Genomic DNA, 26,482 nt, shown 5'->3' with positions numbered 1-26,482 from the left:
CAGCAAACAAATTACCATTTTGCCAATGATTCATTAAAGATATCCTGCGTAATTCTTTCAAAAATCGTTGTGATAGCTGTATTTAAAACTGATCCCGTTGGTAGAGATGTTCCGGCAAAGTCATAATAGAATTCAAAAGATTTTTCAAAATCGTCAGTTTCTTTCTTTTTATTCATAAATCGCACATTGACACGAATTGATAAACGGTTTTGTGCGGCCTGCTGATCTGCAGTTGCTGTCATTGGAGTAATTCTGTAATCTGTAATTTCTCCTTCGTAAACTAGATCTCCGCCATTACTTACTAAGTTTAGGTTGGTTTGATTCATAATCAAATCCTGCAAAGCCAAAGTAAAGGTTCGGTCAATACCTGGTTCAACTAAATCAGCATTATTCTGGAAGAAATTAACCTGAAAAGTCTTTGCATCAATTTGTCCAGTTCTTCCTGTAAAGTTGTAATATCCACAGCCACTCAACATGAAAAGACTTAAGAATGCGAAAAGAGAATATATTTTTTTCATAATGTTTGTTGGAAAAATTCCAATGGTTTTAAAATTCCAAATCTGGCCAAATATAATGATTGGAATCTGGAATTTAAAAATTGTAATTTAATTATTTTTATAAATCGAATTGTTTGATTTTGCGGTATAAAGTTCTTTCAGAAATACCTAATTCATCTGCCGCAGCTTTACGTTTACCTTTGTTTTTTTCTAATGATTTTTTGATCATTTCGATTTCTTTTTGTTCCAAACGTAAAATTTCTTCTTCTTCAATGGTTTCGGCAAATAAATAATTATCGTCTTGCATTTGATAATTTTCTTCACGAACCGCGGGAGTTGTCATAACAGCTGTTCTTGGTTCTTCTTCAAAATCAATTTCGCTATCGTTTTGCTGGTTTCCGTAAATTTTCTGAATCAAATTCGGATTAATATCTTGTACTTTAGAAGTGCCGTTTTTCATCAATTCCAAAGTCAGTTTCTTCAAATCGTTCAAATCGCTTTTCATATCAAAAAGGACTTTATATAATATGTCTCTTTCTGTACTGAAATCGCTTTCTTTTTTGCTGTCGCTAATTACAGAAGGCAAATTGCTTCCTTCTGCTGGCAAATAAGATTTTAAAGTTGCCAGAGTGATATCGCGATTGGTTTCTAAAACAGAAATTTGTTCTGCTACATTTCGAAGTTGACGAATATTTCCGCTCCATCTGAATTTCTGTAAAAGCTGTACTGCATCATCGTCCAGTCTTAAAGGTGGCATTTTATATTTATGAGCAAAATCGGCCACAAATTTTCTGAACAATAAATGAATATCATCATTTCTTTCTCGTAAAGGCGGTAAAGTAATTTCTACAGTACTTAAACGATAATACAAATCTTCACGGAATTTACCTTTTTCAATAGCATTAAATAAATTCACGTTTGTTGCTGCAACGATACGAACATTTGTTTTTTGAACCTGAGACGAACCTACTTTTATAAACTCACCATTTTCCAAAACACGAAGCAATCTTACTTGAGTTGTTAATGGTAATTCACCAACTTCATCAAGGAATATTGTTCCGCCGTCGGCCACTTCAAAATAACCTTCACGTGTACTTGTTGCACCTGTAAAAGCTCCTTTTTCGTGTCCAAAAAGTTCACTGTCAATTGTTCCTTCCGGAATTGCACCGCAGTTTACGGCAATATATTTACCATGCTTTCTGTGCGAAAGCGAATGTATAATTCTAGGAATATTTTCTTTACCAACACCACTTTCCCCAGTTACCATAACCGAAATATCAGTTGGAGCAACCTGAATGGCTTTTTCAATGGCACGATTTAATTTCGGATCATTTCCAATAATCTCAAATCGTTGTTTTATTGCTTGAACTGTTTCCATAGTTTTTTGTTTCAAGTTTTTTTGTTTCAGGTTTCAGGTTTTACAACTTTGACCTTAAACTTTAAAATTTGGCTTATAATTTTGTTTCAAGTTTGAAGTTACAGAAATAACCTGAAACTTGAAACTTCAAACAATTTTAATTCATTTCACTCAATCCAACCGCTTCACCTTTTAAAGTTCCACTGGTACAGCTTGTGATTTTTACGTTTACGAAATCTCCAATTTTGTAATTTTCTTTTGGAAAAACAACCGTAATACTTTGAGAGTTTCTTCCAGAGAATTCATCTTTTGATTTCTTAGAAACTTTCTCAACTAAAACTTCAACTGTTTTTCCAACAAATTCCTCGCTTCTAAACCAAGCGTGTTTTTGCTGTAAATCGACAATTTCTTGTAATCTTCTAGCTTTTGTTTCTTCCTCGACATCATCTTTCATTTTTCTTCCAGCAAGAGTTCCAGGACGTTCAGAATACGAATACATATAACCGAAATTATATTTTACGTATTCCATTAAACTCATTGTGTCTTGATGATCTTCTTCCGTTTCTGTTGGGAAACCGGCAATCATATCTTGCGAAATTGAAGCATCAGGAACAATTGCTCTGATTTTATCAATCAAAGCCATATATTCTTCGCGAGTGTGCAGACGATTCATTTCTTTTAAAATTCTGTTACTTCCAGATTGAACCGGCAAGTGAATGTGTTTACAGATATTTGGATATTTTGCTATAACATGCAAAATACTTTCGTGCATATCCTGCGGATTTGAAGTCGAAAAACGAATACGCATTTTAGGAAAACCAACCGCAACCATTTCTAATAATTGATCAAAATCAACAGCAGTTGCTTTTTGCATTTCAGAAGCATTTACGAAATCTTTTTTCAAACCGCCGCCGTACCAAAGGTAACTGTCAACATTTTGTCCAAGAAGTGTAATTTCTTTAAAACCTTTATTCCATAAATCCTGAATTTCAGCCATGATACTTTGCGGTTCACGACTTCTTTCGCGTCCGCGTGTAAAAGGTACAACGCAAAACGTACACATATTATCGCATCCACGTGTTATAGAAACCAAAGCTGTGATTCCGTTACTCATTAAGCGAACTGGCGAAATATCTCCGTAAGTTTCCTCTTTTGATAAAATTACATTAATAGCGTCACGCCCTTCTTCAACTTCAGCTAATAAATTTGGAAGATCTTTATAAGCGTCTGGACCAACAACTAAGTCAACGATTTTTTCTTCTTCTAAAAATTGGCTTTTCAAACGTTCGGCCATACAGCCTAAAACACCCACTTTCATTTTTGGGTTCGTACGTTTTACGGCATTATATTTTTCAAGACGTTTACGAATTGTTTGTTCTGCTTTGTCACGAATCGAGCAAGTGTTTACCAAAACCAAATCGGCTTCTTCTAAAACCGAAGTAGTATTGTAACCACCGTCAGATAAAATGGAAGCTACGACTTCACTGTCCGAAAAGTTCATCGCACAACCGTAACTTTCTATAAATAGTTTTTTAGTATTCTCAGGTTTATTTTCTAAAACAAGACTTTCGCCCTGTTTGCTTTCTTCAATAATCTTTTCCATTGTAAAAATTCAAAGTGCAAAGATAGCGTAATTGAATCTATTATGACAAGATGGCAGAAAAGAATTTTAGATTTCTGATTTTAGATTTTAGATTGTAAATAGAATATACAAGTTGTACGTCTTATATCCTTAAATAAAGATTCGCAGTTAGTTTTATAATCTAAAATCTAAACTCTGAAATCTAAAATAAAGGAATTTCTCTGTCAGAAATCATTAAAAGTTATACCTATATATATTATAGAGAATATTACAGATAAATCTGCAATTTTAAGTTTCATAATATCAAAATACTTCAAAAATGCATTCGTAAGGTTAATATTTAAAAAAAATAAATACTTTTGTTGCAGAAAAATAGAGCAATGGCAAAGAATTTAGTAATAGTGGAGTCACCTGCAAAGGCGAAAACGATCGAGAAATTCCTCGGGAGTGATTTTCAGGTGGAGTCGAGTTATGGTCACATAGCCGACTTACCATCAAAGGAAATAGGGGTAGATGTAGAGAATGGTTTTAAACCTAAATATGAAGTTTCCCCGGATAAAAAAGCCTTGGTAACGAAACTAAAATCACTTTCTAAGAATGCCGAAACGGTTTGGTTAGCAAGCGATGAGGACCGCGAGGGAGAAGCTATTTCATGGCACTTGGCGGAAGAATTAAAACTAGATAGAAAAAAGACCAAAAGAATTGTTTTTCACGAAATTACAAAGTCTGCTATTCTAAAAGCAATCGATAATCCAAGAGAAATTGATTATAATTTAGTTAATGCACAGCAGGCGAGAAGAGTATTAGACCGTTTAGTAGGTTACGAATTGTCTCCAGTTTTATGGAGAAAAATCAAAGGCGGACTTTCTGCTGGTCGTGTACAATCGGTTTCTGTTCGTTTAATTGTAGAGAGAGAACGTGAAATTCAAAGTTTTAATGCAGTTGCAACTTATTCTATTGTTGCAGAATTTGTAAATGAAGCTGGAAAAGTTTTCAAAGCAAAACTGCCTAAAAACTTCAATACTAAAAAAGAAGCCGAAGATTTCTTAAATCAAAATATCGGTTCTAAATATAAGGTAGCAGATTTAGAAACTAAACCTACCAAAAAATCGCCAACATCACCTTTTACAACTTCTACGTTGCAACAAGAGGCGGCAAGAAAATTATACTTGCCAGTTGGAATCACGATGCAGTTAGCACAGCGTTTATACGAAGCAGGACTTATTACTTATATGAGAACTGATTCTGTGAATCTTTCTAAAGAAGCAATGCATGCTGCAGAAGCAGAAATTATCAAATCTTACGGAAAAGAATATTCAAAACCTCGTGTTTTTGCTAATAAAAACAAAGGAGCTCAAGAAGCGCACGAAGCAATTCGTCCAACAGATATGTCGCGTCATACCGTGAATATCGACCGTGATCAAGCTCGTTTATACGATTTAATCTGGAAAAGAACTTTAGCTTCGCAAATGAGCGACGCACAGCTTGAAAGAACAAACGTAAAAATCGAAGCAGATAATCATAGCGAAGTTTTTACAGCTTCTGGTGAAGTTTTACTTTTTGAAGGTTTCTTAAAAGTGTATTTGGAAGGTCATGATGACGATGAAGAAGAACAAGAGGGAATGCTTCCTGCATTAAAAGTTAACGAAAAATTATCTAGTAACTATATTACGGCTACTGAAAGATATTCAAGACCGCCTGCACGTTATACGGAGGCATCTTTGGTTAAAAAACTGGAAGAACTTGGAATTGGGCGTCCTTCTACTTATGCGCCAACTATTTCAACAATTATCAATAGAAATTATGTTGAAAAAGGAACGCTTGAAGGTGTAGAACGTAATTATACACAACTTACTTTACAGAATAATAAAGTAGGAGAAAAACTTCTAAAAGAAAATACAGGTTCTGATAAAGGAAAATTAGTTCCTACAGATATTGGAACTATTGTTACTGATTTCTTGGTGAAGAATTTCGGAAACATTTTAGATTATAATTTCACTGCAAAAGTAGAGCAAGACTTTGACGAAATTGCCGAAGGAAATATCGACTGGGCAATAATGATGCAAGATTTCTACAATCAATTTCATCCAAATGTAAAAGAGGTTGAGGCAAATGCTGAACGCGAAAGTGGGGAAAGAATTTTAGGAAAAGACGCAGACGGAAGACAAGTTTCTGTTCGTTTAGGAAAATTTGGGCCAATGGCACAGATTGGAGAAGCAGATGATGAGGATAAAAAGTTTGCCAGCTTAATGGCGGACCAAAATATAGGAAACATTACACTTGAAGAAGCTTTAAATTTATTTTTACTTCCTAAAAGTTTAGGTGAATATAAAGGAGAAGAAGTTGAAGTAAACAACGGTCGTTATGGCCCTTATGTTCGTCACGGAAGCGTTTTTATTTCATTGCCAAGAGGAGAAGATCCGCTGAATGTTTCTAAAGAAAGAGCTCAGGAATTAATTGACGAAAAAGCACTTGCTGATGCGCCAATTGCAGTTTATAAAGGTGAAGGCGTTCAAAAAGGTGTGGGACGTTTTGGACCATTCATCAAATGGAACGGACTTTTTGTGAATGTGAGTAAAAAATACAATTTCGACAATTTATCACAAGCGGATGTTGAAGAATTGATTGAAGACAAACTTCAGAAAAACATCGATAAAGTTATTCATAACTGGGAAGAAGAAGGAATTGTAGTAGAAAAAGCTCGTTGGGGACGTTCTGTAATTCTAAAAGGTAAAATCAAAATTGAATTGAGTAAAGATGTTGATGCTACAAAATTGACATTAAGTCAAGTTCAAGAAATGATTGAGGCAAAAACACCTGCAAAGAAAACTGCAGCAAAAAAGACAACGACAACAAAAAAAGCTCCAGCTAAAAAAACGGCTGCTAAAAAGAAATAAATATAGATGGGATTTGATTTTCTAGAACCAGTTAACGATACAATTGTGAAATTTGTCAGTTCGCTGTCTTCGCAAGAACTTGGAAGCAAAGTTGTCTTTCATACACAAGATCAGTTTCCTGATATTGAGCAAATTAATATCGCTATAATTGGTGTTTTAGAAGATCGTACAAACATCAATATGATTAATGAAGTTAATCTTACTGCTGTTCGTAAAAAACTATATAGCATGTTTCCTGGCAACTGGGATGCTTCAATTGCAGACTTAGGAGATATACTTGCTGGAGATTCTGTAGAAGATACTTATTTTGCATTAAAGAAAGTTACGGCTGCATTAATCAAGAATAAAATCATTCCTATAGTCCTAGGGGGTTCACAGGATTTGACTTATGCTTTATATCGTGCTTATGATGATTTAGAGCAAATGGTAAATCTAGTTGCTGTTGATAATAAATTTGATTTTGGAAAAGAAAATGAGTCAGTTTCTGCCAATTCTTACTTGACAAAAATCATTATCGACGAACCAAACAATCTTTTTAATTACTGTAATATAGGATATCAAACCTATTATAATTCACAGGAAGAAATCGATTTGATCGAAAAACTGTTTTTTGATGCTTATCGTTTGGGAGAAATTTCAAATAAAATTACTTTAGCCGAGCCTGTTTTTAGAGATGCAGATTTAGTGAGTATTGATTTAAACTCGGTAAAATCTTCGGCTTCAGGAAATACAGTTACGTTTGAACCTAACGGATTTAATGGAAAAGAGATTTGCGCTTTAGCAAGATATGCCGGAATTAGTGATAAAGTTTCTGCTTTTGGAGTGTTTAATCACAACAGTACAATGGCTGAGTCAGTTATTATTTCTCAGATTGTATGGTATTTTATAGAAGGCTATCATTATCGTTCGAAAGAATATCCATTTGGAAGTCGAGCAAATTATTTAAAGTATATAGTTCCGCTGGATGAAGAGGAATTAATATTTTATAAAAGTGATAAAACAGATCGCTGGTGGATCGAAATTCCATTTGAATCAAACGGCAGCAATAAATTAAAAAGAAATACGTTATTACCCTGTTCGTACGACGAATATTTGTCGGCTTGCAATCAAGAATTGCCAGAAAGATGGTGGAAAGCGCAAAGAAAAAATTCTTTGTAAGATAAAAAGATAAGTGAAATCTTAACTTTTTAAAATTTGCAAAAAAAGGTTAAAATAGTTTAGTAGGAAAAAGAATATAAAATATAAAAATTAACGTCCTACATCGATTTTTTAAAACAGTTTATCGATGAAATATTTTTTTTTTATTTTATTTAACATTATTTTTGAACGGTAAAATAAATTCGCAAGTAGTATTGTTTTTTAGATAAATAATAAATACGTTTACGGACTTTTAATAATGAATAGATAATCCCAAATTTATATGAAGAAGTTTATTGCATTTGCAGCAATGTTAACACTAGTAATCGGCTGTGGTAAGTCTGGTGACAAAGGTGAATTAGTCGGTGTTACAGGAGGGAAATGGCATCCTGAGAAGCCTTATGGAATGACATTAGTTCCGGGTGGATCTTTTATTATGGGTAAATCAGATGCTGATTTAGCTAACGTAGAAGATGCTCCAACTAAAACTGTAACAGTTCGTTCATTTTACATGGATGAAACTGAGATTACAAATAGTGAGTATCGTCAATTTGTGGAGTGGGTAAAAGACTCTACAATGAGAGTTCGTTTAGCAATTTTAGCTGACGAAACAGGGCAAAAAGCTACTGATGGAAAAGGTAAAAAAGGCGGAAGCATTGCTGACTACGCTTTTAATGATTCTGATCCAGAAAAAATGACAGCTTATGATAAATATATGTACGACAACTATTATAGTGTTGGTACAAAAGATGATCCATATGCTGGAAGAAAACTAAACAGAAAAGTTAAGTTAATTAAAGATACAAAAGCATATCCAGATGAGTATTACGCTGAAGTAATGGATTCTATGTATTTGCCAATTGAAGAATCATACAATGGTTTAAGAACAATTGATGTAAATAAATTGAAATTCCGTTATTCTTGGATGGATATTCAAGCTGCTGCAAAAGCAAAAGTTGGAAAAAGAAGTGACTTCGTAAAAACTGAGCAGGTAAACGTTTATCCTGATACTGCAGTTTGGATTAAAGATTTCGCTTATTCATATAATGAGCCAATGCACAATGATTATTTCTGGCACAAGGCTTATGGAGATTATCCAGTAGTTGGTGTAACTTGGAAACAAGCTAAAGCATTCTGTGCTTGGAGAACTTTAAACAAAAACAGTTATATTAAATCTAAGAAAAAAGGACGTGATCTTGTAAACTCTTTCAGATTACCAACTGAGGCAGAGTGGGAGTACGCTGCTAGAGGAGGTCTGGAGTCTGCTACTTACCCTTGGGGAGGTCCTTATACTAAGAGTGATAGAGGTTGTTTCTTAGCAAACTTTAAACCAAGTAGAGGAGATTATGCTGCTGACGAAGCTTTATATACAGTTGAAGCAAAATCATATGACGTAAATGGTTACGGATTATACAACATGGCAGGAAACGTTTCAGAGTGGACAGATTCAGCTTACAATCCAAATGCTTACGAATATGTATCAACAATGAATCCAAACGTAATTGATGGTAAAAATCAAAGAAAAGTTGTTCGTGGAGGTTCTTGGAAAGACGTTGCTTATTTCCTACAGGTAAGTACTCGTGACCACGAATATGCTGATTCAGCTAGAAGTTACATCGGATTCAGAACTGTACAAGATTACATGGGAACGCAAGTTACCGGAAACAGAAAAAAGTAATTTATAATTTTATCAATATCCAACAAATCTATTTTAAAACCTAAAAAAAAAGTATTATGGCATTATTAAGTAAAAAAGCAATGAATTTCGCTTATGGTATGGGAGCGGCAGTGGTAATCGTTGGAGCTTTATTCAAAATTACTCACTTTGAGATTGGACCATTAACAGGAACAGTTATGCTTTCAGTAGGATTATTAACTGAAGCATTAATTTTTGCGCTTTCTGCTTTTGAACCAGTTGAAGACGAATTAGATTGGACTTTAGTTTACCCAGAATTAGCTAACGGACAAGCTAGAGAGAAAAAAGCTAAATCTGAAACTCCAACTGATGCACAAGGATTATTATCTCAAAAACTTGATTCATTATTAAAAGAAGCTAAAATTGACGGTGAATTAATGTCAAGTTTAGGAAACAGCATCAAAAACTTCGAATCTGCTGCTAAAGGAATTGCTCCAACTGTTGATTCTATCGCTTCTACTAAAAAATATGGTGAAGAATTATCATTGGCTGCTGCTCAAATGGAATCATTAAACAGTTTATATAAAGTACAGTTAGAAAGCGCTTCTAGAAACGCTGAAGCTAACAAAGAAATCGCTGAAAACGCTTCTAAATTAAAAGAACAAATGGCGTCTATGACTGCAAACATTGCTTCTTTAAACAGTGTTTACGGTGGTATGCTTTCTGCAATGAGTAACAAAGGATAATTAGTTTTTAACTAAATATTAAATTTTATTAATAAAGAACTAATTAGAAAAAAATGGCAGGAGGAAAATTAACCCCTAGACAGAAGATGATCAACCTGATGTATCTGGTTTTCATCGCAATGTTAGCAATGAACGTATCAAAAGAAGTTATTTCTGCTTTTGGTTTGATGAATGAAAAGTTTGAAGCTGCAAATACTTCATCAGTAACAACAAATACTTCTTTGCTTCAATCATTAGATCAGAAAGCTGCTGAAGCAAAAGGTGAATTCGCTATTGCTGCAGTTACTGCTCACAAAGTTGAAACTATTTCTAAAGAATTTTATGATTATATCGGAAGCTTAAAAGCTCAATCTATCAAAGGTTTCGAAGTTGAAAAAGAAACTGGAAAATTACCTTACGAGGCAATGGATAGAGGTGATAATATCGACGACTGGTTTACAGGAGACGGTTACACTAAAAAAGGTAACGAAATTATCGCTAAAATCGAAAAATATAAAGCGGACATGAAAGCTGCTTTAAGTGATAAAAAATATGGTCCAATTATCGCAGAGATTGAAAAGAAATTTGATGTTTCTGACGTGAAAAACAAAGAAGGTATAAAAGAAAAATACTTAGCTTACCACTTTAAAGGGTTCCCTGCAATTGCATCAGCTGCAAAGCTTTCAGCTTGGCAAAATGACGTTAAAAAAGCAGAAACTGACGTTTACAACAGTGCATTAGGAAAAGCTGCAGTTGCTGCTGCTTCTTACAGCAACTACCAAGCGATTGTTGTTTTAGACAAAAACGCTTACTTCCAAGGAGAAAAAGTTACTGGTAAAGTTGTTTTAGGTCGTTATGATGAAAACACTACACCTACTTCATTCCAAGGTCCTGGACAAATTGTTAACGGACAAGCTGTTATCTCTTTAACTGCAGGTGGAGTTGGAGAACAAGACATCAACGGACAATTTACTTTCTTAGAAGATGGTAAAAACATTCCTTTGAAATTCTCTGGAAAATATGTTGTAGTTCCTAGACCAAACGCTGCTACAATTTCTGCAGATAAAATGAACGTTGTATATAGAGGTGTTGTTAACCCAATCTCTGTATCTTTCGCTGGTGTTGATGCTAACAAAATTGTTGCTAGTGCGCCAGGTTTAGCTTCTGCTGGAAAACCAGGAAAATATAACATGAGCCCAGGTCAAGGTACTGAAACTACAATTTCTGTAACTGGTACATTGCCAAACGGTGATAAAGTAACTGATAAGAAAACATTTAGAATTAAAGGTATTCCTGGTCCAACAGGAACAATCAGAGGAGAAATGGGAGTTGTTAAAGGTCCTAAATCTAACTTAGAGATTGCTACTATTGGTGCTAAACTTCTTGATTTTGATTTTGAAGTTGGTTTAGATGTTGTTGGATTCAATATGAAAATTGCTGGACAGCCTACAGTTGTTGTTACAGGAAACAAAATGAATGCACAATGTAAACAAGTACTTTCAAGAGCAGGTAAAGGAGACCAAGTTACTATTTCTGAAATTAAAACTAAACTTGTTGGAGCTGGTAGTTATTTATTGCCAAGAACTGCTCCAGTAATTTACGAAATACAATAATAAAGGTAGTGTAAACTACATTCAATATCTTATAACGATACCACGATGAAAGTAAGAAATTTTTTAATAGCTATTGTTTCTATCGCTGGAGGTTTTGCTTCTAATGCGCAATCTAATTTGCTTAACGCTAAAACTCCTGCTCAGATCGGACTTAAAACTCCTGCTCAATTAATATCTGATAATGATAAGCCATTGGCTTACGGTTACGTAGATGATAGAGATATTTTGATGGGGAAAACTACATGGGAAATCATTGATTTGAATGAAAAAATTAACTTTCCATTATATTTTCCGGTAGATACAGCTAATATTGGTCCTAACAGACGTTCTTTATATGACGTCCTTACTAAGGCTATTAAAGGTGGGAAAGTAACTGAAGTATATACTGATAGTTATTTCAATACTAAAAAATCTATGAAAGATATCGAAGGATCATTATCTCGTATTGATACAACAGATGCTGGTAGAGAGTTAATCAACCAATATCCAGACGACTACAAATCACGTGTTGTGAAGAAAAAAGTAGTTACTGGTAGCGGTAAAAACAAAAAGGTTAATTATGTTGAAGAAACAGTTGGACCATCAAGAACAGTTCCTGCTGAATATATCTTGAAACAAGACCTTACTGCTGCAGATGTTACTCAGTATAAAATTAAAGGATACTGGTATTTTGACAAACGTCAAAGTGAATTGAAATATCGTTTACTAGGAATTTGTCCTGTAACTCCTGACGTTTATACAATGAATAGTGATGAAAAGGATTATATTGAATTGTTTTGGGTATTCTTCCCAAATTCTAGAGAAGCATTGCATGAAGCAAAAGCTTTCAATGATAACAACTCAGCTCTTCCGATTTCATTTGATCAGATTTTAAATTCTAGACGTTTTAATGCTGTTGTTTACAAAGAGGAAAATCTTTATGGAGACAGAGCAATTAGCGACTACATGAAAGACAACGCTCAAAATCAGTTGTTAGAATCTGAAAGAGTGAAAGAAAAAATTCGCAATTTCGAACAAGATATGTGGAACTACTAAGTTGATACATAACAAAATATCTGAAAAACTCTTACTACCTTTGTAGTAAGAGTTTTTTTTATGTGGATAAAACAGAATTAGATTGTAGCTTTTGCGAGAATAACTTCGGCAAGTAAAAATAATTTTATTTATGTAAGAAAAATAAAGCAATATTTTTAATAAAATTTCGTTTAATGTCTTGTAAAAGTTATCATGATGAAAGTAAGAAATTTTTTAGTTGTTATTGTTACTGTTGCTTCAAGCTTTGCTTCTAACGCACAGTCTAATTTACTTAATGCCAAAACTGCTGACCAAATTGGCATGAAGACACCCGCTCAGATGATATCTGATAATGATAAGCCACTAGCTTATGGTTATGTAGATGATCGCGATATTTTAATGGGAAAAACAGTTTGGGAAATTATTGACCTGAATGAGAAAATTAATTTTCCATTGTATTTTCCTGTAGACACTGCAAACATTGGTGCAGATAGACGTTCTCTTTATGATGTCTTAACCAAGGGGATAAAAAATGGTAGAATAACTGAAGTGTATGCGGATAGTTATTTTAATACCAAAAAATCTTTGAAAGATATAGAAGGAGCATTATCACGTGTTGATACAACAGATGGCGGTCGAGAACTTATCAATCAATATCCGGACGATTATAGATCGCGCGTCGTTAAAAAGAAAGTGGTTACTGGTTTCGGTAAAAACAAAAAAGTAAACTACGTTGAAGAAACGGTTGGACCAAAAAGAACAGTTCCGGCTGAATACATTTTAAAGCAAGATCTTACATCTGCTGATGTAAGTCAGTATAAAATTAAAGGATACTGGTATTTTGATAAGAGACAAAGTGAATTGAAATATCGTTTGCTTGGTATATGTCCCGTAACTCCTGATGTCTACACGATGAATAGTGACGAGAAAGATTATATTGAGTTATTCTGGGTTTTCTTCCCCAATGCGCGTGAAGTCTTGCACGAGGCAAAAGCTTTCAACGATCAAAACTCGGCACTTCCTATTTCATTTGACCAGATTTTGAATTCGAGAAGATTCAATGCGATTATTTACAGAGAAGAAAATATGTATGGTGATCGTGATATTAAAGATTACATGAAAGACAATGCTCAGAATCAGTTGTTAGAATCTGAGAGAGTAAAAGAGAAGATTCGTAATTTTGAAGAAGATATGTGGAATTACTAAGTTCTCAAACGACATTATAAGAAAAACTCTTGCTACCTTTGTAGTAAGAGTTTTTTTATTTTATCTATACACTGCACAATGCTTGATTATTTAATCGTCGGATCTGGTTTGGCTGGAATTTCTTTCGCTGAAGTTGCCCTTAAAAACAATAAAACTATTTTACTTGTTGATAATAAATCGCAGCATTCTTCTAGAGTTGCTGGCGGTCTGTATAATCCTGTCATTTTAAAACGCTTTAGTGAAGTTTGGAAAGCACAAGAACAGTTGGTTTTAATGAATGATTTTTACAATCAGATTGAGGATAAATTGAAAGAAAAATTCAATTTTAAAATGCCGGTTTTGAGAAAGTTCTTTTCAATTGAAGAACAAAATAACTGGTTCGCAGCTTCTGATAAAATAAACTTAGCTCCTTTTTTGTCAACTAAATTAATTACCCAAAAATATAAAAGTATTGATTCTCCTTACGATTACGGAGAAGTCTTGCATACGGGATATGTAAATACTGCTTTACTTCTTGACACTTATCGGGAATATTTACTTCAGAATGATTTGTTACTCGAAGAATCTTTTGACAGCGCTCTTATCGAATTTTTAGACTCTGGAATTCAATATAAAAACATTCAAGCGCGTCATATCATTTTTGCAGAAGGTTTTGGAATGCATAAAAATCCTTTTTTCAATTATCTTCCGTTAGACGGTACAAAAGGAGAATTGTTTATAATAAAAGCACCTGATTTAAATCTGGATGTAATTGTAAACACGAGCGTTTTTATTTTACCTCTTGGCGACAATTTATTTAAAGTTGGTGCAACTTATAATTGGCAAGACAAAACCGATATACCAACAGAGGAAGGAAAACAAGAACTTTTAGACCGCATAAAAGAAATTATTACATGCGATTTTGAAATCGTTAAGCATTTTGGCGGAGTGCGTCCAACGGTTTCAGATAGAAGACCTTTACTTGGAACTCACGAAGTTTATAAATCTCTTCATATCTTAAATGGATTAGGAACTCGTGGCGTAATGCTTGGTCCAGCGATGGCAAAAGCATTATACGATCATATTGAAAATAATATTCCGCTAGATCGTGAAGCCGATATTAAGCGATTCCATAAAAGATACTTGAAAAGTCTTAGTTCTCACCAGCCTTAGGATCATAAGAAACAAACATATTAATATATAAGTTTCTTGAGAGACGAAGCACAAAAGGGAATAAAACAACTAAAGTCAAAATAATTGCAATAAAAGCTTGCTCGATTGTTGCTCCAAAAAAGACAAAAGAAACAATAAAAGCAGCAATTCCAACAGCAACATTTAATCCGTAGCTTACATACATGGCGCCATAAAAAAAAGATGGTTCAATTTGATATTTGAATCCGCAATGGCTGCAATTATCATTCATTTTTAGAACTTTACTCAAATGAAGCGGGTTTTTGTCTTCATACATGCTTTCTTTTTGGCATTTAGGACAATTTCCTGTTAAAATGCTATTTAGTTTCGATCCTTTTTTTAACATTTGCAAAAATTTTATCAAAGGTACATTTTTACACCTTTATTTCTTGTAACAACAGTCACAAATTATGCTTAATATACACAATCTTTCGGTTTCTTTTGGAGGAACATATTTATTTGAAGAAGTTACTTTCCGTCTAGGAGCCGGAGACCGAGTTGGTCTTGTTGGTAAAAACGGAGCAGGTAAATCTACAATGCTAAAAATGCTAGCAGGAGATTTTAAACCAGACTCAGGAGTTATTTCTCAAGAGAAAGATATCAGAATGGGTTTTCTACGTCAGGATATTGATTTTGAACAAGGAAGAACCGTTTTGGAAGAAGCATATGAAGCTTTTACAGAGATTAAAGTTGTAGAGAAAAAACTGGAAGAAATCAATCATCAATTGGTTACTAGAACCGATTATGAAAGTGAAGAATACGGGCAAATCATTGAAGATTTATCTGATTACACACATCGTTTTGAACTTCTTGGAGGTTATAATTATGTGGGAGACACAGAGAAAATTCTTTTGGGTCTAGGTTTTAAAAGAGAAGTTTTCAATAACCAAACAGAAACGTTCTCTGGAGGATGGAGAATGCGTATCGAGCTTGCAAAACTGTTATTACAATCAAATGATGTATTGCTTCTGGATGAGCCTACTAACCACTTAGATATCGAAAGTATCATTTGGTTAGAAAATTTCCTTCGTAATTATCCTGGAGTTGTCGTAATTGTATCTCACGATAAAATGTTCTTGGATAATGTAACGAATAGAACAATCGAAATTTCGTTAGGGAAAGCCTATGACTTCAATAAACCATATTCTCAATATTTAGAACTGCGCCATGAAATTCGCGAAAAGCAATTAGCTACTCAAAAGAATCAGCAGAAAAAGATTGAAGAAACAGAAAAATTAATCGAGAAATTCCGTGCAAAAGCTTCAAAAGCTTCGATGGCGCAATCGTTGATTAAAAAATTAGATAAAGTAGAAAGAATCGAAGTTGACGAAGATGATAACTCAGTAATGAATATCTCGTTTCCAGTTTCAAAAGAACCAGGAAAAGTGGTTATTGAAGCTGAACATGTAACGAAAGCTTACGGAGACAAAACGATTCTGAAAGATATTAGTTTACTGGTTGAAAGAGGAAGTAAAATTGCTTTTGTTGGACAAAACGGACAAGGAAAATCTACTTTCATTAAAGCTCTTGTAAACGAATTTGAATACCAAGGAAATATCAAATTAGGACATAATGTACAATTAGGATATTTTGCTCAAAATCAAGCTGAATATTTAGACGGAGAAATTACTTTGCTTCAAACAATGGAAGATGCGGCGACTGATACAAATCGTATGAAGGTGCGTGATATGTTAGGTTCGTTTTTGTTCCGTGGAGATGATGTGGAGAAAAAAGTGAAAGTGCTTTCTGGAGGTGAACGTAACCGTTTGGCACTTTGTAAATTGCTGTTACAGCCCATTAACGTCTTGCTAATGGATGAGCCTACGAACCACTTAGATATTAAATCTAAAAACGTTTTAAAAGCGGCCCTTCAAAAATTCGGTGGAACTTTACTATTAGTTTCTCACGACAGGGATTTTCTTCAAGGAATGTCAAATATCGTTTATGAATTTAAAGATCAGAAGATTAAAGAATATTTAGGAGACATCAACTTTTTCTTGGAACAGCGTAATTTGGAAAACATGCGCGAGGTTGAGAAAAAAGATGTTGTAAAAGCAGCGGCTCCAAAAGAAAAAGAGGTTGCTAAAATATCTTATGAAGACCAGAAGAAAACAAAAGCACTTCAAAATAGATTAAGTAAAATCGAAAGCCAGATTCAGCAATTGGAAAAACAAATTCAGCATGACGATAAAATGTTGGAAACCAATTATGACAAGCATATCGAAGACGCTTCGTTCTTTACAGCTTATAATAAAAAGAAAGAAGATTTAGAACAATTATTAATCGATTGGGAAGTTGTTTCGGAAGAGATTGATAGTTTTAATGCGTAGTTTTTAGTCGCAGTCGCGGTTTACAGTCTCAGTGGGACTTATATTAAAAACCTTTGTCAAAGTTTAATCCTTTGACAAAGGTTTTTAATTTTCTGACAATCCAAATTAAAGCATGTATAAGTGACTGAAAACTGCGACTGTGACTTATAACTAGAAAAACTACTTAATAATCCCAATCGATCTAGAATGTTCAATTGCTTTACTGCTTTCTTTAAAATAGCAAACGGACACATTCAGACTTTCTAAATTATTTAAAATCTTTATTACTTCTTTTTTCTGATTTTTGCCAGTTTGCCTAATGTAAACTGCAATTACTGTTACAGGAAATATTTTGCAGATTCTTTCGTACAACATTGGATCGTGTTGAGAATCATCGCCCATTAAAACATATTTTAAAGTCGGATAAAATTCTACAACATGTCTTATTTTTTCGAATTTATGATCGTGATTTCCTCTTCCGCTCATGAAGAAATCGGTAATTCCTCTTTTGATATCTTTTAGCAGAAAAACCGCTTTTGGCAATTTATTAATTCGGGTAAATTTGGCAATAAATCGATACAAATTCCATTCGCTGCTCGAGATGTAGAAAAAAGCGTTTACTTCTTCTACATTATCTCTTCCAGCAGAACTTAACGCTTGGTAGTGTGGCACAACATCTTTGAAAACTTTTCGGTCATTTACATTTCTAAATAATAAAATATAAAGTTTTCGAAAGAAATTGTTCGTATGCGAAATCAAAAAAGTATCATCAATATCCGATATAATACCAAGTTTTCCTTTGTGAGGCCTTATAAAACTGCCTTCGCAAGTTACGGTCTGGTTTTTATATTTTAAACTGACTTCGTAAGGCATCCATCCAAAATGAGTTTCTTTTTCTAGTGGAATACAGAAATTAAAATAACCATCATCGAGTGTTTTGGTATGAATTACTTCATTGTTGTAATGCAAATAAACATCAAAATTTTTAATGGTTTTTATTCTGAACAATTTGAGAATCGAAGTAGCATTTTTTAATTTTTTTCTCTCAAAATTGTACTTGTTTTCTCTTTTTAAAACGTGTCCCATTACAATTAACTCTTGCTCATTTGCATAACCTCGATATAATTGTAGAATTGGTTTCATTAATTACGTATATTTATGTAACTGTAATTTACTCAATTTTAATTGGTTTTAAAAATAAAATTTTGAAAAAGAATATTCTGTTTGTTGTAAATCCTATTTCTGGAGACTTGGATAAATCTGATTTGATTGATGCTGTTCAAGAATTTGCGACAACCAATCATTTCGATTTAGAAGTTTATGAAACAACTGGAAAGAATGATTTAAGAGCGATACAATATTTATACGATGAATATCTGCCAGAACGAATTATTGTTGCTGGAGGCGACGGAACGATAAAGATGGTAGCTGAGGCAATGGAAGATCAAGATGTTGTAATCGGGATTTTGCCTGCAGGATCAGCAAACGGACTTTCAGTAGACTTAAATCTTCCTCCAGGAATAGAGGAGAACCTTAAAATAGCGTTTTTGCACCATTATATCGAAATGGATATGATTTGCATCAACGGCAAAAAAAGCATCCATTTAAGCGACCTTGGATTGAATGCCAATTTGGTAAAGAATTACGAGCAAAGCGATATTCGTGGCTTCTGGGGATATGCATTGCAGGCTTTTACAACACTCAAAGAATCTGAAGAACCTTTTGTAGCTACTATTTCGGCAAATAATAAAACAGTGGAACATATTGCAAGAATGATCGTTATTGCCAATTCGCAGAAATATGGAACGGGTGTAATTATAAATCCAAATGGTTCTATGAATGATGGAAAGTTTGAATTGGTAATTTTAAAAAGCCTTGATTTGCTTTTAATTGGAAAAATTATCACAGGAAATATGCCAATTGATTCAGATGATATTGTGATTATTTCGACAGATAAAGCTGAAATAAAAACTGATTATCCCGTTAATTTTCAAATTGATGGGGAATATTGCGGAGCACAGACTTCTTTAGAAATTGATATTTTGCATAAACAAATGAAAATTGCTGTTCCGTGATTGTGATTGATGCTTTATTGAAGAAATATTGGTGTTGAATTATGTCGCTCCGCTGGAGCTTTTTGTTTTATAGCTAATTTTTCTATAAATATGTCGCTCTTCCAGAGCTATAGAAAGCTCCATTAGGAGCGAAATATTTGTAGAAAATATTTGATTCACAAATCATAAAAGCTCCAGCGGAGCGACACATTTTTATTTAAACGGATTTCTCTCCTGCCATTCCGTTTTTGGTTCCAAATAATTGAAAAATCTCGAAATGTTATGATTGATTAAAGCATTGCTATGTGTGATTAAACCATACATTTTAACTGGTTTTGCTCCAACCGAACTTTTAATTTCAAGAGCTGTTCTGGCAAAAACAATTTCTTTGAAACCTTTCTTAATAGAATAAGCAATCATATCGTAGAGCATATTTAAATACAGCATTTTTTCGCGCTGAACACTTTCGTCGTAACCAAGAAAATAAGTATCCATGACATCGCCATTTTTGATTAAAGTATTGAAACCAATTAATTTTTCGTCTAAGAAATATCCATAAAGAAGAAAGTTTTCTCCCATTATTTCTTTAAAAAAGCTAAAATGATTTCGTGCTAGAAAAAAAGTATTGAAAGGCGCATTTTTTGCAACATGAAAATACAAGTCGTAAATCACATCTTCATACTGTTTAATGTCAGAAAGTGACATTTGCTGTTTTACAATTCCTTCCGATTTTTTACGTGCACGTTTGTATTGATCGCGATATTTTTTAGATAAAGCATCGATATAATCTTGTTCTAATTTCCAGTTTTCATTGATTTCGAAAACCATATTTGGCTGGGTAGAAAACGTATAATTGTTTTTAAATTCAGCTTGAAGAGGTTCGATTTCTTTTGCCGTAAAATCTTTAATACTCGTAATGTGTACTTTCTTTCCGCTTTCTTTTAAGTCTTTTTTTAGCTGATTAATAGCTTTATGAAGTATTTTGACAGCTTTAGATTCTTTGACGTCTTTGTCAAAAATAAAAGCATTTTGCCCTGTAAGCATATTATTTCCAATAAACAAAACATGCGAAGCAAAATTCTTTAAAGCAAAATTACGTACAGAAGTTTTTAAGCATTTATCACGCTCCCCGAAAGATTCGAGTTTTTCAGCAAATAAGAATTGAGTCAAAACAATCCCAATTAGTTTTTCTTCTTCAAAAAGACCGATAAAATGACAAGTCATGTTTACTGGACAAGAGTTTTCCAGTACTTCGAGATATTCTCGTGTCAAAAAAATGTTATTTGTTGCCAGCGAGTTCCATTCTAAAGGCAGTAATGAAGCGCTTTTGTAAATCTGGAAAGAATATGTTGTATTCAAAAGAGTCAGCTAATTTCTTCAAAATTAGATAATATTTATAATAACTTATGGGGTTTAAGCTATTATTAAGAAAACCCGCCTGAAATTTAGTTTTCAAACGGGTTTATATATGAATTTTATTAAGCGAATCCGCAGATGATTCCGCCCATAAGAGTTAAGGTTAGCATCCAATATCCAGCATGAATGAAAATATATTTCCAAGATTTTCTTTCGAACAAACCATTGATTCCGATAATTGGAAATGCGAAAAATAATCCAGACATAAATCCGTGAAGTGCTCCGTGTTTAAAAGTTCTATATGCCATTCCGTAATCTGCCATAAAAGCGGCAAAAGAAGGTTTTGCGCTTTCGATCAAAGGCGGTCCGCCAACCATTCCGATTGCTCCAGACTGATGAATGGTTAACGACATTAAAGTCATTGTAATCATTAAAGAAAAAATGTACGTTAATCCGAAGATTTTAAGCATGTTTCCTTTTCGTAACTCTTCTTGAGTGAAATTGTTTTCTCTCATCCAGATCGTTCCGAATACTTTTGGGTTGTACCAAATAAAGCCAGTTACCAATGTTACAATTGCGGCAAGAAACAATGCAGCGAAGTTAATTTCCATAATATGAGGTTTTTAGAATTAGTTGATCAAATGTAATCAAAAATAAAATAGAATTTAGAAATATTAAAAGTAGTATAAATCTTTCAAGATAATTTTTTATCAACACTTTGCCGAGAGATAGTGCATTTTATCTGCGAAATGTATAATTTAGGCGACAGATTAAGTTGCAAAATCGATTATGAAAGTTTTAGTTATTTTTCTTTATACATTTCTGTTTTCGCTAAGTGTGCTGGCAGATACTGTTTCGGACAAAGAAAAAGAGGCGCTCATACAATTGTATCATGCAACAAATGGATCACAGTGGAAAAAGAAATGGGATTTAAGTTTGTCTGTTTCAACTTGGTACGGTGTTCGAGCTGAAAATGGAAAAGTCATTGCATTGGATTTGGCCAACAATAATTTGCAGGGAAAATTGCCTGAAGCTTTTTTTGATCTTGTCAATTTAGAAACCGTAAATCTTGAAAAGAATAAAATTGAAGGGAATTTGTCTTCTTCTGTTTTTAATTTAAAAGAATTAGAAACGCTTAATATTTCAGATAACAGATTGTCAGGAATGATTCCATCTTCGATTTGCCAATTGAGTAAATTGAAAGATTTGGAGCTTTTTGCGAATAAAATTTCAGGAGAACTTCCGTCAGAAATTGGAAAATTAAATCAGTTAGAAATCTTAGCCGTTTTCAATAATGAAATTCAAGGAAAATTGCCTGTTTCGATTTATAAGATTTCAGGTTTGAAAGTGCTTTTGTTGAACAATAATAAGTTCTGCGGAAGTTTGACAGAAGAAATAAGTAACTTTACAGCTTTGCAGAATTTAAGCTTATTTGACAATAATTTTAATGGCGAAGTTCCGAAAGCAATTGAGAAACTTGTAAATCTGTCCGAATTGAATCTTTCGTGCAATAAATTTACAGGAGAAGTTTCAAAGAAAATAGCATTGTTAGATGCTTTGAATATGACAATGATAGACGAAAATGGAAATCCGTTTTTATTAGAAATAAACCAAGAAAATAAATTACAATAGTTTACCCAAAATTAATCGATGCTTATGAATGAATTTTACACTCGTTAAACAAGTTGATTAAATATATTTAGTTAATTGCCAAAACCGTAATTCGTTACGGTTTTCTGGTTTCTAGACCTTTCGTTTCACAAAAAATAACATTTAATTTAGACTTTATTTTGTTATGTTTGTCTAAATTTTTTATAACTTTAATATCCGTTTAAAAAGCAAAAGCTGAGTCATCAGCGCCTATTACTAATCACTTAATAAGCAAAAATTATGACACTACAATATCAAGGTGAACAATACGGAAAGCCAACAACCTTTACCATCAGAATTATTGGTAATAACTTATCAAAAAGTAGTTCAAATTATCAAATTGATCTTTTGGTTGGCGATAAAAAAGTACCAACTTTTACAAGTGAAATTCACCAAAGTCTTTCTAATTGTTTAAAAGAAATTTACTTGTTCAGAAAACATAACGGAATCAAATTCAATGAATCAACTGAGAAAATCGTTTCGCTTTATGTTCCTTACGATAAAGTTTTGTACAATCACAATAAATATGCTTTGTTTAGAGCATAATTTTTCTCAAAACATGAAATTAAAAAAGACCATTTGAAAAAATGGTCTTTTTTGTTATCTGATTATTTTTAAATAAGCACTATAAATATCTTCTTTTAGAGAAGTTCGCATATAATATACGTTTTCGTCTTTTTCCTTTAAATCAAACTGGATTAAACCTGCATCACAATAGTAATACAATAAGTTGTCATCATTTGGAAATTCAATATTTGAAACAGGCAAAGTGGTTAATTTTAACTCATATGCGATTTCACCATTTGATAAATCCAATTCAAAAAGTTTCTTTTTACGGGTATATCCCCAAAGATTGTCATTTTCTCTTGTAATGTATTCAATATTGTCACCACTAATATCGGTTTTCCACAACTGAGTTCCTGTTTTTGAATCTACAGCATAAATAGAAGTAGTTGTTGAACCTTGCGCAGCAAAATAGATGTTGTTGTCTTTACTAACTATACGTTCCTTGCTATTGTATTGATTTTCATCAAATTTAAATTGCCATACAACATCAAGTTGAGGGCTTAAAGCAAAAAGCGTGTTTTTTTCGCTTGTAATAAATACATTTTCGCCATCAGTTATAGGTTGTCCGCTCATTACTTCCTCGAAGGTTTTTTGGTTAAGGACTTTTCCTGTATTTGCATCAAAACTATAAACATTCATTCCGCTTTGCGTGAAAATTTTGTTGCCAAAAAACAAAGGCGGAATGTCGTTAGTTGGAGTTTCAAATTTGTAGCTCCATGCTAAACTTCCGTCTTTTATATTAAGCGCATATAGATTACTGCTTTGATTCTGATTTTGAGCCGTTATATACAATTTTCCATTTTGTATAATCGGAGTTTGATCTTTTAAAACAATCTGATCGGTAACATTTCCTAATCTCGATTTCCAGAAAATATCTCCAGTTTGATTGTCTACTGCTAGAATTTCGCCATTTATAAATGGAACATATACAACACCATCAGCTATTGTTACTTTATTGGCACACATTTCAGTAAAAGAATCGGCAGCTTTTACAGTCCAAACGATTGATTCGGATTCTAAATCGTATGAAAAAAGAGAACCATCATAATCATAAATTAAGATTGACGCTTCATCTAAAGAAACTTTTTTAAGCGGACGAAGGGATTTATTAACGACTGTTTCTGCCTTAGTGTTAGAAACAGTTTTGTCTGGTTTTGCAGCTGCAGGAACTTGTCCGAACATATCTAGAACAGCAAATACAAGTAAAAAAGTTATTAGTTGTCTTTTCATTTTTAAGATTTAGGTTTTATAATGTGATTTGAGGCAATTATTTGAGTTGAAAATATAACTATTTAACGTAAAAAAGATAGATTAAATATTAGCAAAGTGTTTTATTTTTTAATGTTTTACGATCAAAAAAAATGAAACTGATGCAAGTGTCAAATATAGAAAAAAAATAGATGAGAGTTATGAAGAATGCGTGCCAGGAAAATATGTTGTAAGGAGATTTAGTGTTGTTTCATAGATCGTTTTTCTCCTCACTTTTGCAACTAACCAAGATAAGAAACTCATAATAAAAATATCTTTTGGTCCGTTTTGTGCTGAAATTATAAAATCTTCTATTTCTTTTTGGAACTTTTGAGTTTGTATAATTTCGGGTTTCATAACATATTGTTCTGCAAACAAAAGATATTGAACAACACGTTCTTCATCTACCGTTAAAAGATATTTTTTATAGCGTCGTTTAAAACTTTTTATTCTAGATAAAGCTAGTTCTATGTTTTCTTGCTGTGCATGCAAAAGAATCTCGACAAGACATTTTTTTATTGTCCAATCCATTCCCATCTTTTTTTCGTACCAGTTGTCTGTATGATTTAATTTTGCCATTTCTTTTACGGCATTACGTCCAGCATTTTGCTGAATGTAAAAAACGATAAGCATAAGCCGAATGTCATTGCTGTCGTTTGGATCTGCTTTTTTGTTGGAAGAAAGTGCTTTTTCAGCAATTTCTATTGCTTTTTGCGAATGTCCAAGATAATTTTCATTGAAAGCCAATAATAGAAAATAGCGAAGGCAGAAACGCTGATAATATTTGCCAGATTGTTTCTGAAGTTCTGTAAACATCAAATCAAGATAACTCAAAGATTCAGTAAACTGGCCATTTCTAAAATAGAAATTAGCTATAAAGTACAAGATGTAAATATGATAATATAAATGCCTATCCGTCAAATCGTTTTTCCTGCTAATGAACCGATAACTTTTGAGAACAAAAGGTTGTATAAGCGCGTAATTGTTATTTATGGAAGCATATTCATTGGCAATAAATAAAATTTGATACAGCGATTTAAAAGTCAATCCTTGTTTTAATGATATTCCGTTTGTCTCAATAGTACTTTTTATGAGAGCCTGAAAATCGACTATTCGGCCTTCGTGATAAATAGCCGCAAGTTCCCGACGCAATACAGCATAGCCTAAATTAAGCTGTTCCTCATATTCGAGCTTTTTTTTGTTCGATTTAAACTTCTGTATTATTTTTTCGATTGGTTCCGAAAGATTGAAATGAGCAAATTGAATTTGAGTCAGATAGATTTCGTTGAGAAGACTAAAATGTTCTATGCTTAATGCAATTTCTTCGGCTTTTGCCAGACATTTGAAAGCTGTTTTTGTCAATTTATGTTCAAAGAATAAACGGCTTACTACAATAAGACGAAGTATTGCATTTTCTTGCGAAGTATCATTTTCAAAACTTCGATTAGCCATGAAATCAATCATGTTATCGTAAAGTCTTTTTCTTAGCGCATGATACGCATCAGTGCTTTTTTTATCTTTTATAATGTTTTTTGTAATGTTTATATCGTCAGTTTTTAAAGAATTGAATAATTCTATATTTCCTGTATCTTTTCGTTTGTTCTTTTTCGATAGATAATGTATGAATGCCTTTTTTTCAGTTTCATTCATCATATTTGCTATTTCTTGAAGTGCATTCATAAGCGCGATTTTATCTGGATAAAAATAATAAAATCTATTTTTATATCGTCAGTTTTATAAATAAATTGACTTTTACAACTTCTATTTCATTCGGACATTTGCTTCATAATTATAAAACATAAAATTATGGAACCGCTAAAATCAAATGAATCAAACAACAATTCAGAATCAAAAAATGCAAGATTAAACAATGCTTATCCTTTAAAGCCAAGCGCCGCTTTCGTTGGTGCATCTTGGATGACGTTAATTATAGGTATGACCGCATATTGTATTGGTCTTTATAATTCGGCAATGGCTTACAATGAAAAAGGATATTATTTTACCATTCTTCTTTTTGGACTTTTCTCAGTAATATCAGTTCAAAAAAGTGTAAGAGATAGACTAGAAGGTATTCCTGTAACCGATTTGTATTATAGTATAAGTTGGTTTAGTACAATTGCTTCGATAGTCTTATTAATAATTGGTCTTTGGAATGCCAATTTACTTCTAAGCGAAAAAGGATTTTTCGGAATGTCATTTGTTTTAGGATTGTTTTCTGCGCTTGCTGTACAAAAAAACACGAGAGATCTTAAGCAATTTGAATCGACTAATATATAGTTTTTAGCGGGCCTCATTACTGTCACAGAATTGTGCAGTTTTGAGGTTTTCTAAACTTGATTTAAAACACCATTTGTAAAAAGTGGTGTTTTTTTCATTTATCAAAATTCCAAAATATTTGTAGACAATGATCAAGAAACTTTTCTTGCGAAAATTAAATCTATGTTAAATAAGCAGCTTTATTTCA

22 protein-coding genes are annotated in these 26,482 nt (G+C 33.0%); 13 read left to right on the top strand and 9 right to left on the bottom strand.

Features of this window, described 5'->3' with window-relative positions:
* Nucleotides 1-11 precede the first annotated feature (11 nt).
* From V6624_RS05560 to miaB, 3 genes are all read right to left on the bottom strand, one after another.
* On the bottom strand, nt 12-518 hold the full coding sequence (locus tag V6624_RS05560) for an LptE family protein (RefSeq protein WP_338841206.1): 507 nt from the start codon (nt 516-518) through the stop codon (nt 12-14).
* 97 nt (nt 519-615) lie between these two features.
* The gene (locus tag V6624_RS05555; protein ID WP_338841205.1) at nt 616-1,875 is read right to left on the bottom strand and encodes a sigma-54 dependent transcriptional regulator; all 1,260 of its coding nucleotides are present in this window, start codon (nt 1,873-1,875) and stop codon (nt 616-618) included.
* A 136-nt stretch (nt 1,876-2,011) separates the two neighbouring features.
* A complete protein-coding gene (gene miaB / locus V6624_RS05550) occupies nt 2,012-3,457 on the bottom strand; it encodes a tRNA (N6-isopentenyl adenosine(37)-C2)-methylthiotransferase MiaB (RefSeq protein ID WP_057117162.1) in 1,446 nt (481 codons plus the stop codon).
* 359 nt (nt 3,458-3,816) lie between these two features.
* Between miaB and topA the strand changes: the two genes are divergently transcribed.
* The 8 genes from topA to V6624_RS05510 all read left to right on the top strand — a co-directional run bounded on the left by topA (nt 3,817) and on the right by V6624_RS05510 (nt 14,816).
* Nucleotides 3,817-6,333 carry a type I DNA topoisomerase gene (topA, locus tag V6624_RS05545; protein ID WP_111284754.1) on the top strand — a complete coding sequence of 839 codons (2,517 nt, stop codon included), beginning with the start codon at nt 3,817-3,819 and terminating at the stop codon, nt 6,331-6,333.
* Between the two features lie 6 nt (nt 6,334-6,339).
* On the top strand, nt 6,340-7,491 hold the full coding sequence (locus tag V6624_RS05540) for a formimidoylglutamase (RefSeq protein WP_111284756.1): 1,152 nt from the start codon (nt 6,340-6,342) through the stop codon (nt 7,489-7,491).
* A gap of 262 nt (nt 7,492-7,753) precedes the next feature.
* Nucleotides 7,754-9,148, top strand: coding sequence for a gliding motility lipoprotein GldK (gene gldK, locus V6624_RS05535; RefSeq protein WP_095928630.1), 1,395 nt, complete (start codon nt 7,754-7,756; stop codon nt 9,146-9,148).
* Between the two features lie 56 nt (nt 9,149-9,204).
* Nucleotides 9,205-9,852 carry a gliding motility protein GldL gene (gene gldL, locus V6624_RS05530; RefSeq protein WP_111284758.1) on the top strand — a complete coding sequence of 216 codons (648 nt, stop codon included), beginning with the start codon at nt 9,205-9,207 and terminating at the stop codon, nt 9,850-9,852.
* 53 nt (nt 9,853-9,905) lie between these two features.
* Nucleotides 9,906-11,444 carry a gliding motility protein GldM gene (gene gldM / locus V6624_RS05525; protein WP_111284760.1) on the top strand — a complete coding sequence of 513 codons (1,539 nt, stop codon included), beginning with the start codon at nt 9,906-9,908 and terminating at the stop codon, nt 11,442-11,444.
* Nucleotides 11,445-11,489: 45 nt separating this feature from the next.
* The gene (gldN, locus tag V6624_RS05520; protein ID WP_111284762.1) at nt 11,490-12,479 is read left to right on the top strand and encodes a gliding motility protein GldN; all 990 of its coding nucleotides are present in this window, start codon (nt 11,490-11,492) and stop codon (nt 12,477-12,479) included.
* A 195-nt stretch (nt 12,480-12,674) separates the two neighbouring features.
* Nucleotides 12,675-13,664, top strand: coding sequence for a gliding motility protein GldN (gene gldN, locus V6624_RS05515; protein WP_111284817.1), 990 nt, complete (start codon nt 12,675-12,677; stop codon nt 13,662-13,664).
* A gap of 78 nt (nt 13,665-13,742) precedes the next feature.
* Complete coding sequence (locus tag V6624_RS05510) at nt 13,743-14,816, top strand: NAD(P)/FAD-dependent oxidoreductase (RefSeq protein WP_111284764.1); 1,074 nt, start codon at nt 13,743-13,745, stop codon at nt 14,814-14,816.
* Here V6624_RS05510 and V6624_RS05505 read toward each other — a convergent pair.
* Nucleotides 14,797-15,180: a DUF983 domain-containing protein gene (locus V6624_RS05505; RefSeq protein ID WP_338841200.1), complete on the bottom strand. Its 384-nt coding sequence runs from the start codon at nt 15,178-15,180 to the stop codon at nt 14,797-14,799. The two genes, V6624_RS05510 and V6624_RS05505, sit on opposite strands and share 20 nt — an antisense overlap.
* A 64-nt stretch (nt 15,181-15,244) precedes the next feature.
* Between V6624_RS05505 and V6624_RS05500 the strand changes: the two genes are divergently transcribed.
* The gene (locus tag V6624_RS05500; protein WP_111284766.1) at nt 15,245-17,164 is read left to right on the top strand and encodes an ABC-F family ATP-binding cassette domain-containing protein; all 1,920 of its coding nucleotides are present in this window, start codon (nt 15,245-15,247) and stop codon (nt 17,162-17,164) included.
* Between the two features lie 159 nt (nt 17,165-17,323).
* On the opposite strand, the gene V6624_RS05495 is transcribed toward V6624_RS05500, so the two are convergent.
* Nucleotides 17,324-18,286 (bottom strand): App1 family protein, encoded by a 963-nt coding sequence (locus V6624_RS05495; protein WP_111284767.1) that lies wholly within the window; start codon nt 18,284-18,286, stop codon nt 17,324-17,326.
* A gap of 62 nt (nt 18,287-18,348) precedes the next feature.
* Here V6624_RS05495 and V6624_RS05490 point away from each other — a divergent pair, with 62 nt between their 5' ends.
* Nucleotides 18,349-19,218 carry a diacylglycerol/lipid kinase family protein gene (locus V6624_RS05490; protein ID WP_111284818.1) on the top strand — a complete coding sequence of 290 codons (870 nt, stop codon included), beginning with the start codon at nt 18,349-18,351 and terminating at the stop codon, nt 19,216-19,218.
* Between the two features lie 192 nt (nt 19,219-19,410).
* Here the strand turns inward: V6624_RS05490 and V6624_RS05485 are convergent, their stop codons facing one another.
* Complete coding sequence (locus V6624_RS05485) at nt 19,411-20,556, bottom strand: GNAT family N-acetyltransferase (RefSeq protein ID WP_111284768.1); 1,146 nt, start codon at nt 20,554-20,556, stop codon at nt 19,411-19,413.
* 119 nt (nt 20,557-20,675) lie between these two features.
* Nucleotides 20,676-21,164, bottom strand: a complete 489-nt coding sequence (locus V6624_RS05480) for a DUF1761 domain-containing protein (protein WP_111284769.1) — start codon at nt 21,162-21,164, stop codon at nt 20,676-20,678.
* Nucleotides 21,165-21,342: 178 nt separating this feature from the next.
* Here V6624_RS05480 and V6624_RS05475 point away from each other — a divergent pair, with 178 nt between their 5' ends.
* Both V6624_RS05475 and V6624_RS05470 read left to right on the top strand, forming a co-directional pair.
* Nucleotides 21,343-22,185: a leucine-rich repeat domain-containing protein gene (locus V6624_RS05475; RefSeq protein ID WP_338841198.1), complete on the top strand. Its 843-nt coding sequence runs from the start codon at nt 21,343-21,345 to the stop codon at nt 22,183-22,185.
* A gap of 258 nt (nt 22,186-22,443) precedes the next feature.
* On the top strand, nt 22,444-22,749 hold the full coding sequence (locus V6624_RS05470) for a hypothetical protein (protein WP_338841197.1): 306 nt from the start codon (nt 22,444-22,446) through the stop codon (nt 22,747-22,749).
* A 54-nt stretch (nt 22,750-22,803) separates the two neighbouring features.
* Here the strand turns inward: V6624_RS05470 and V6624_RS05465 are convergent, their stop codons facing one another.
* Complete coding sequence (locus V6624_RS05465; RefSeq protein WP_338841196.1) at nt 22,804-24,000, bottom strand: PQQ-binding-like beta-propeller repeat protein; 1,197 nt, start codon at nt 23,998-24,000, stop codon at nt 22,804-22,806.
* Between the two features lie 177 nt (nt 24,001-24,177).
* A complete protein-coding gene (locus V6624_RS05460) occupies nt 24,178-25,698 on the bottom strand; it encodes a hypothetical protein (RefSeq protein ID WP_338841194.1) in 1,521 nt (506 codons plus the stop codon).
* Between the two features lie 126 nt (nt 25,699-25,824).
* Between V6624_RS05460 and yiaA the strand changes: the two genes are divergently transcribed.
* Nucleotides 25,825-26,295, top strand: coding sequence for an inner membrane protein YiaA (gene yiaA, locus V6624_RS05455; protein WP_338841193.1), 471 nt, complete (start codon nt 25,825-25,827; stop codon nt 26,293-26,295).
* Nucleotides 26,296-26,482 lie beyond the last annotated feature (187 nt).

The organism is Flavobacterium ginsenosidimutans, assembly GCF_037478105.1.
Lineage (GTDB): Bacteria > Bacteroidota > Bacteroidia > Flavobacteriales > Flavobacteriaceae > Flavobacterium > Flavobacterium ginsenosidimutans.
Note: the sequence above shows the minus strand (reverse complement) of the source record. Positions and strands in the feature narration are given on the sequence as shown.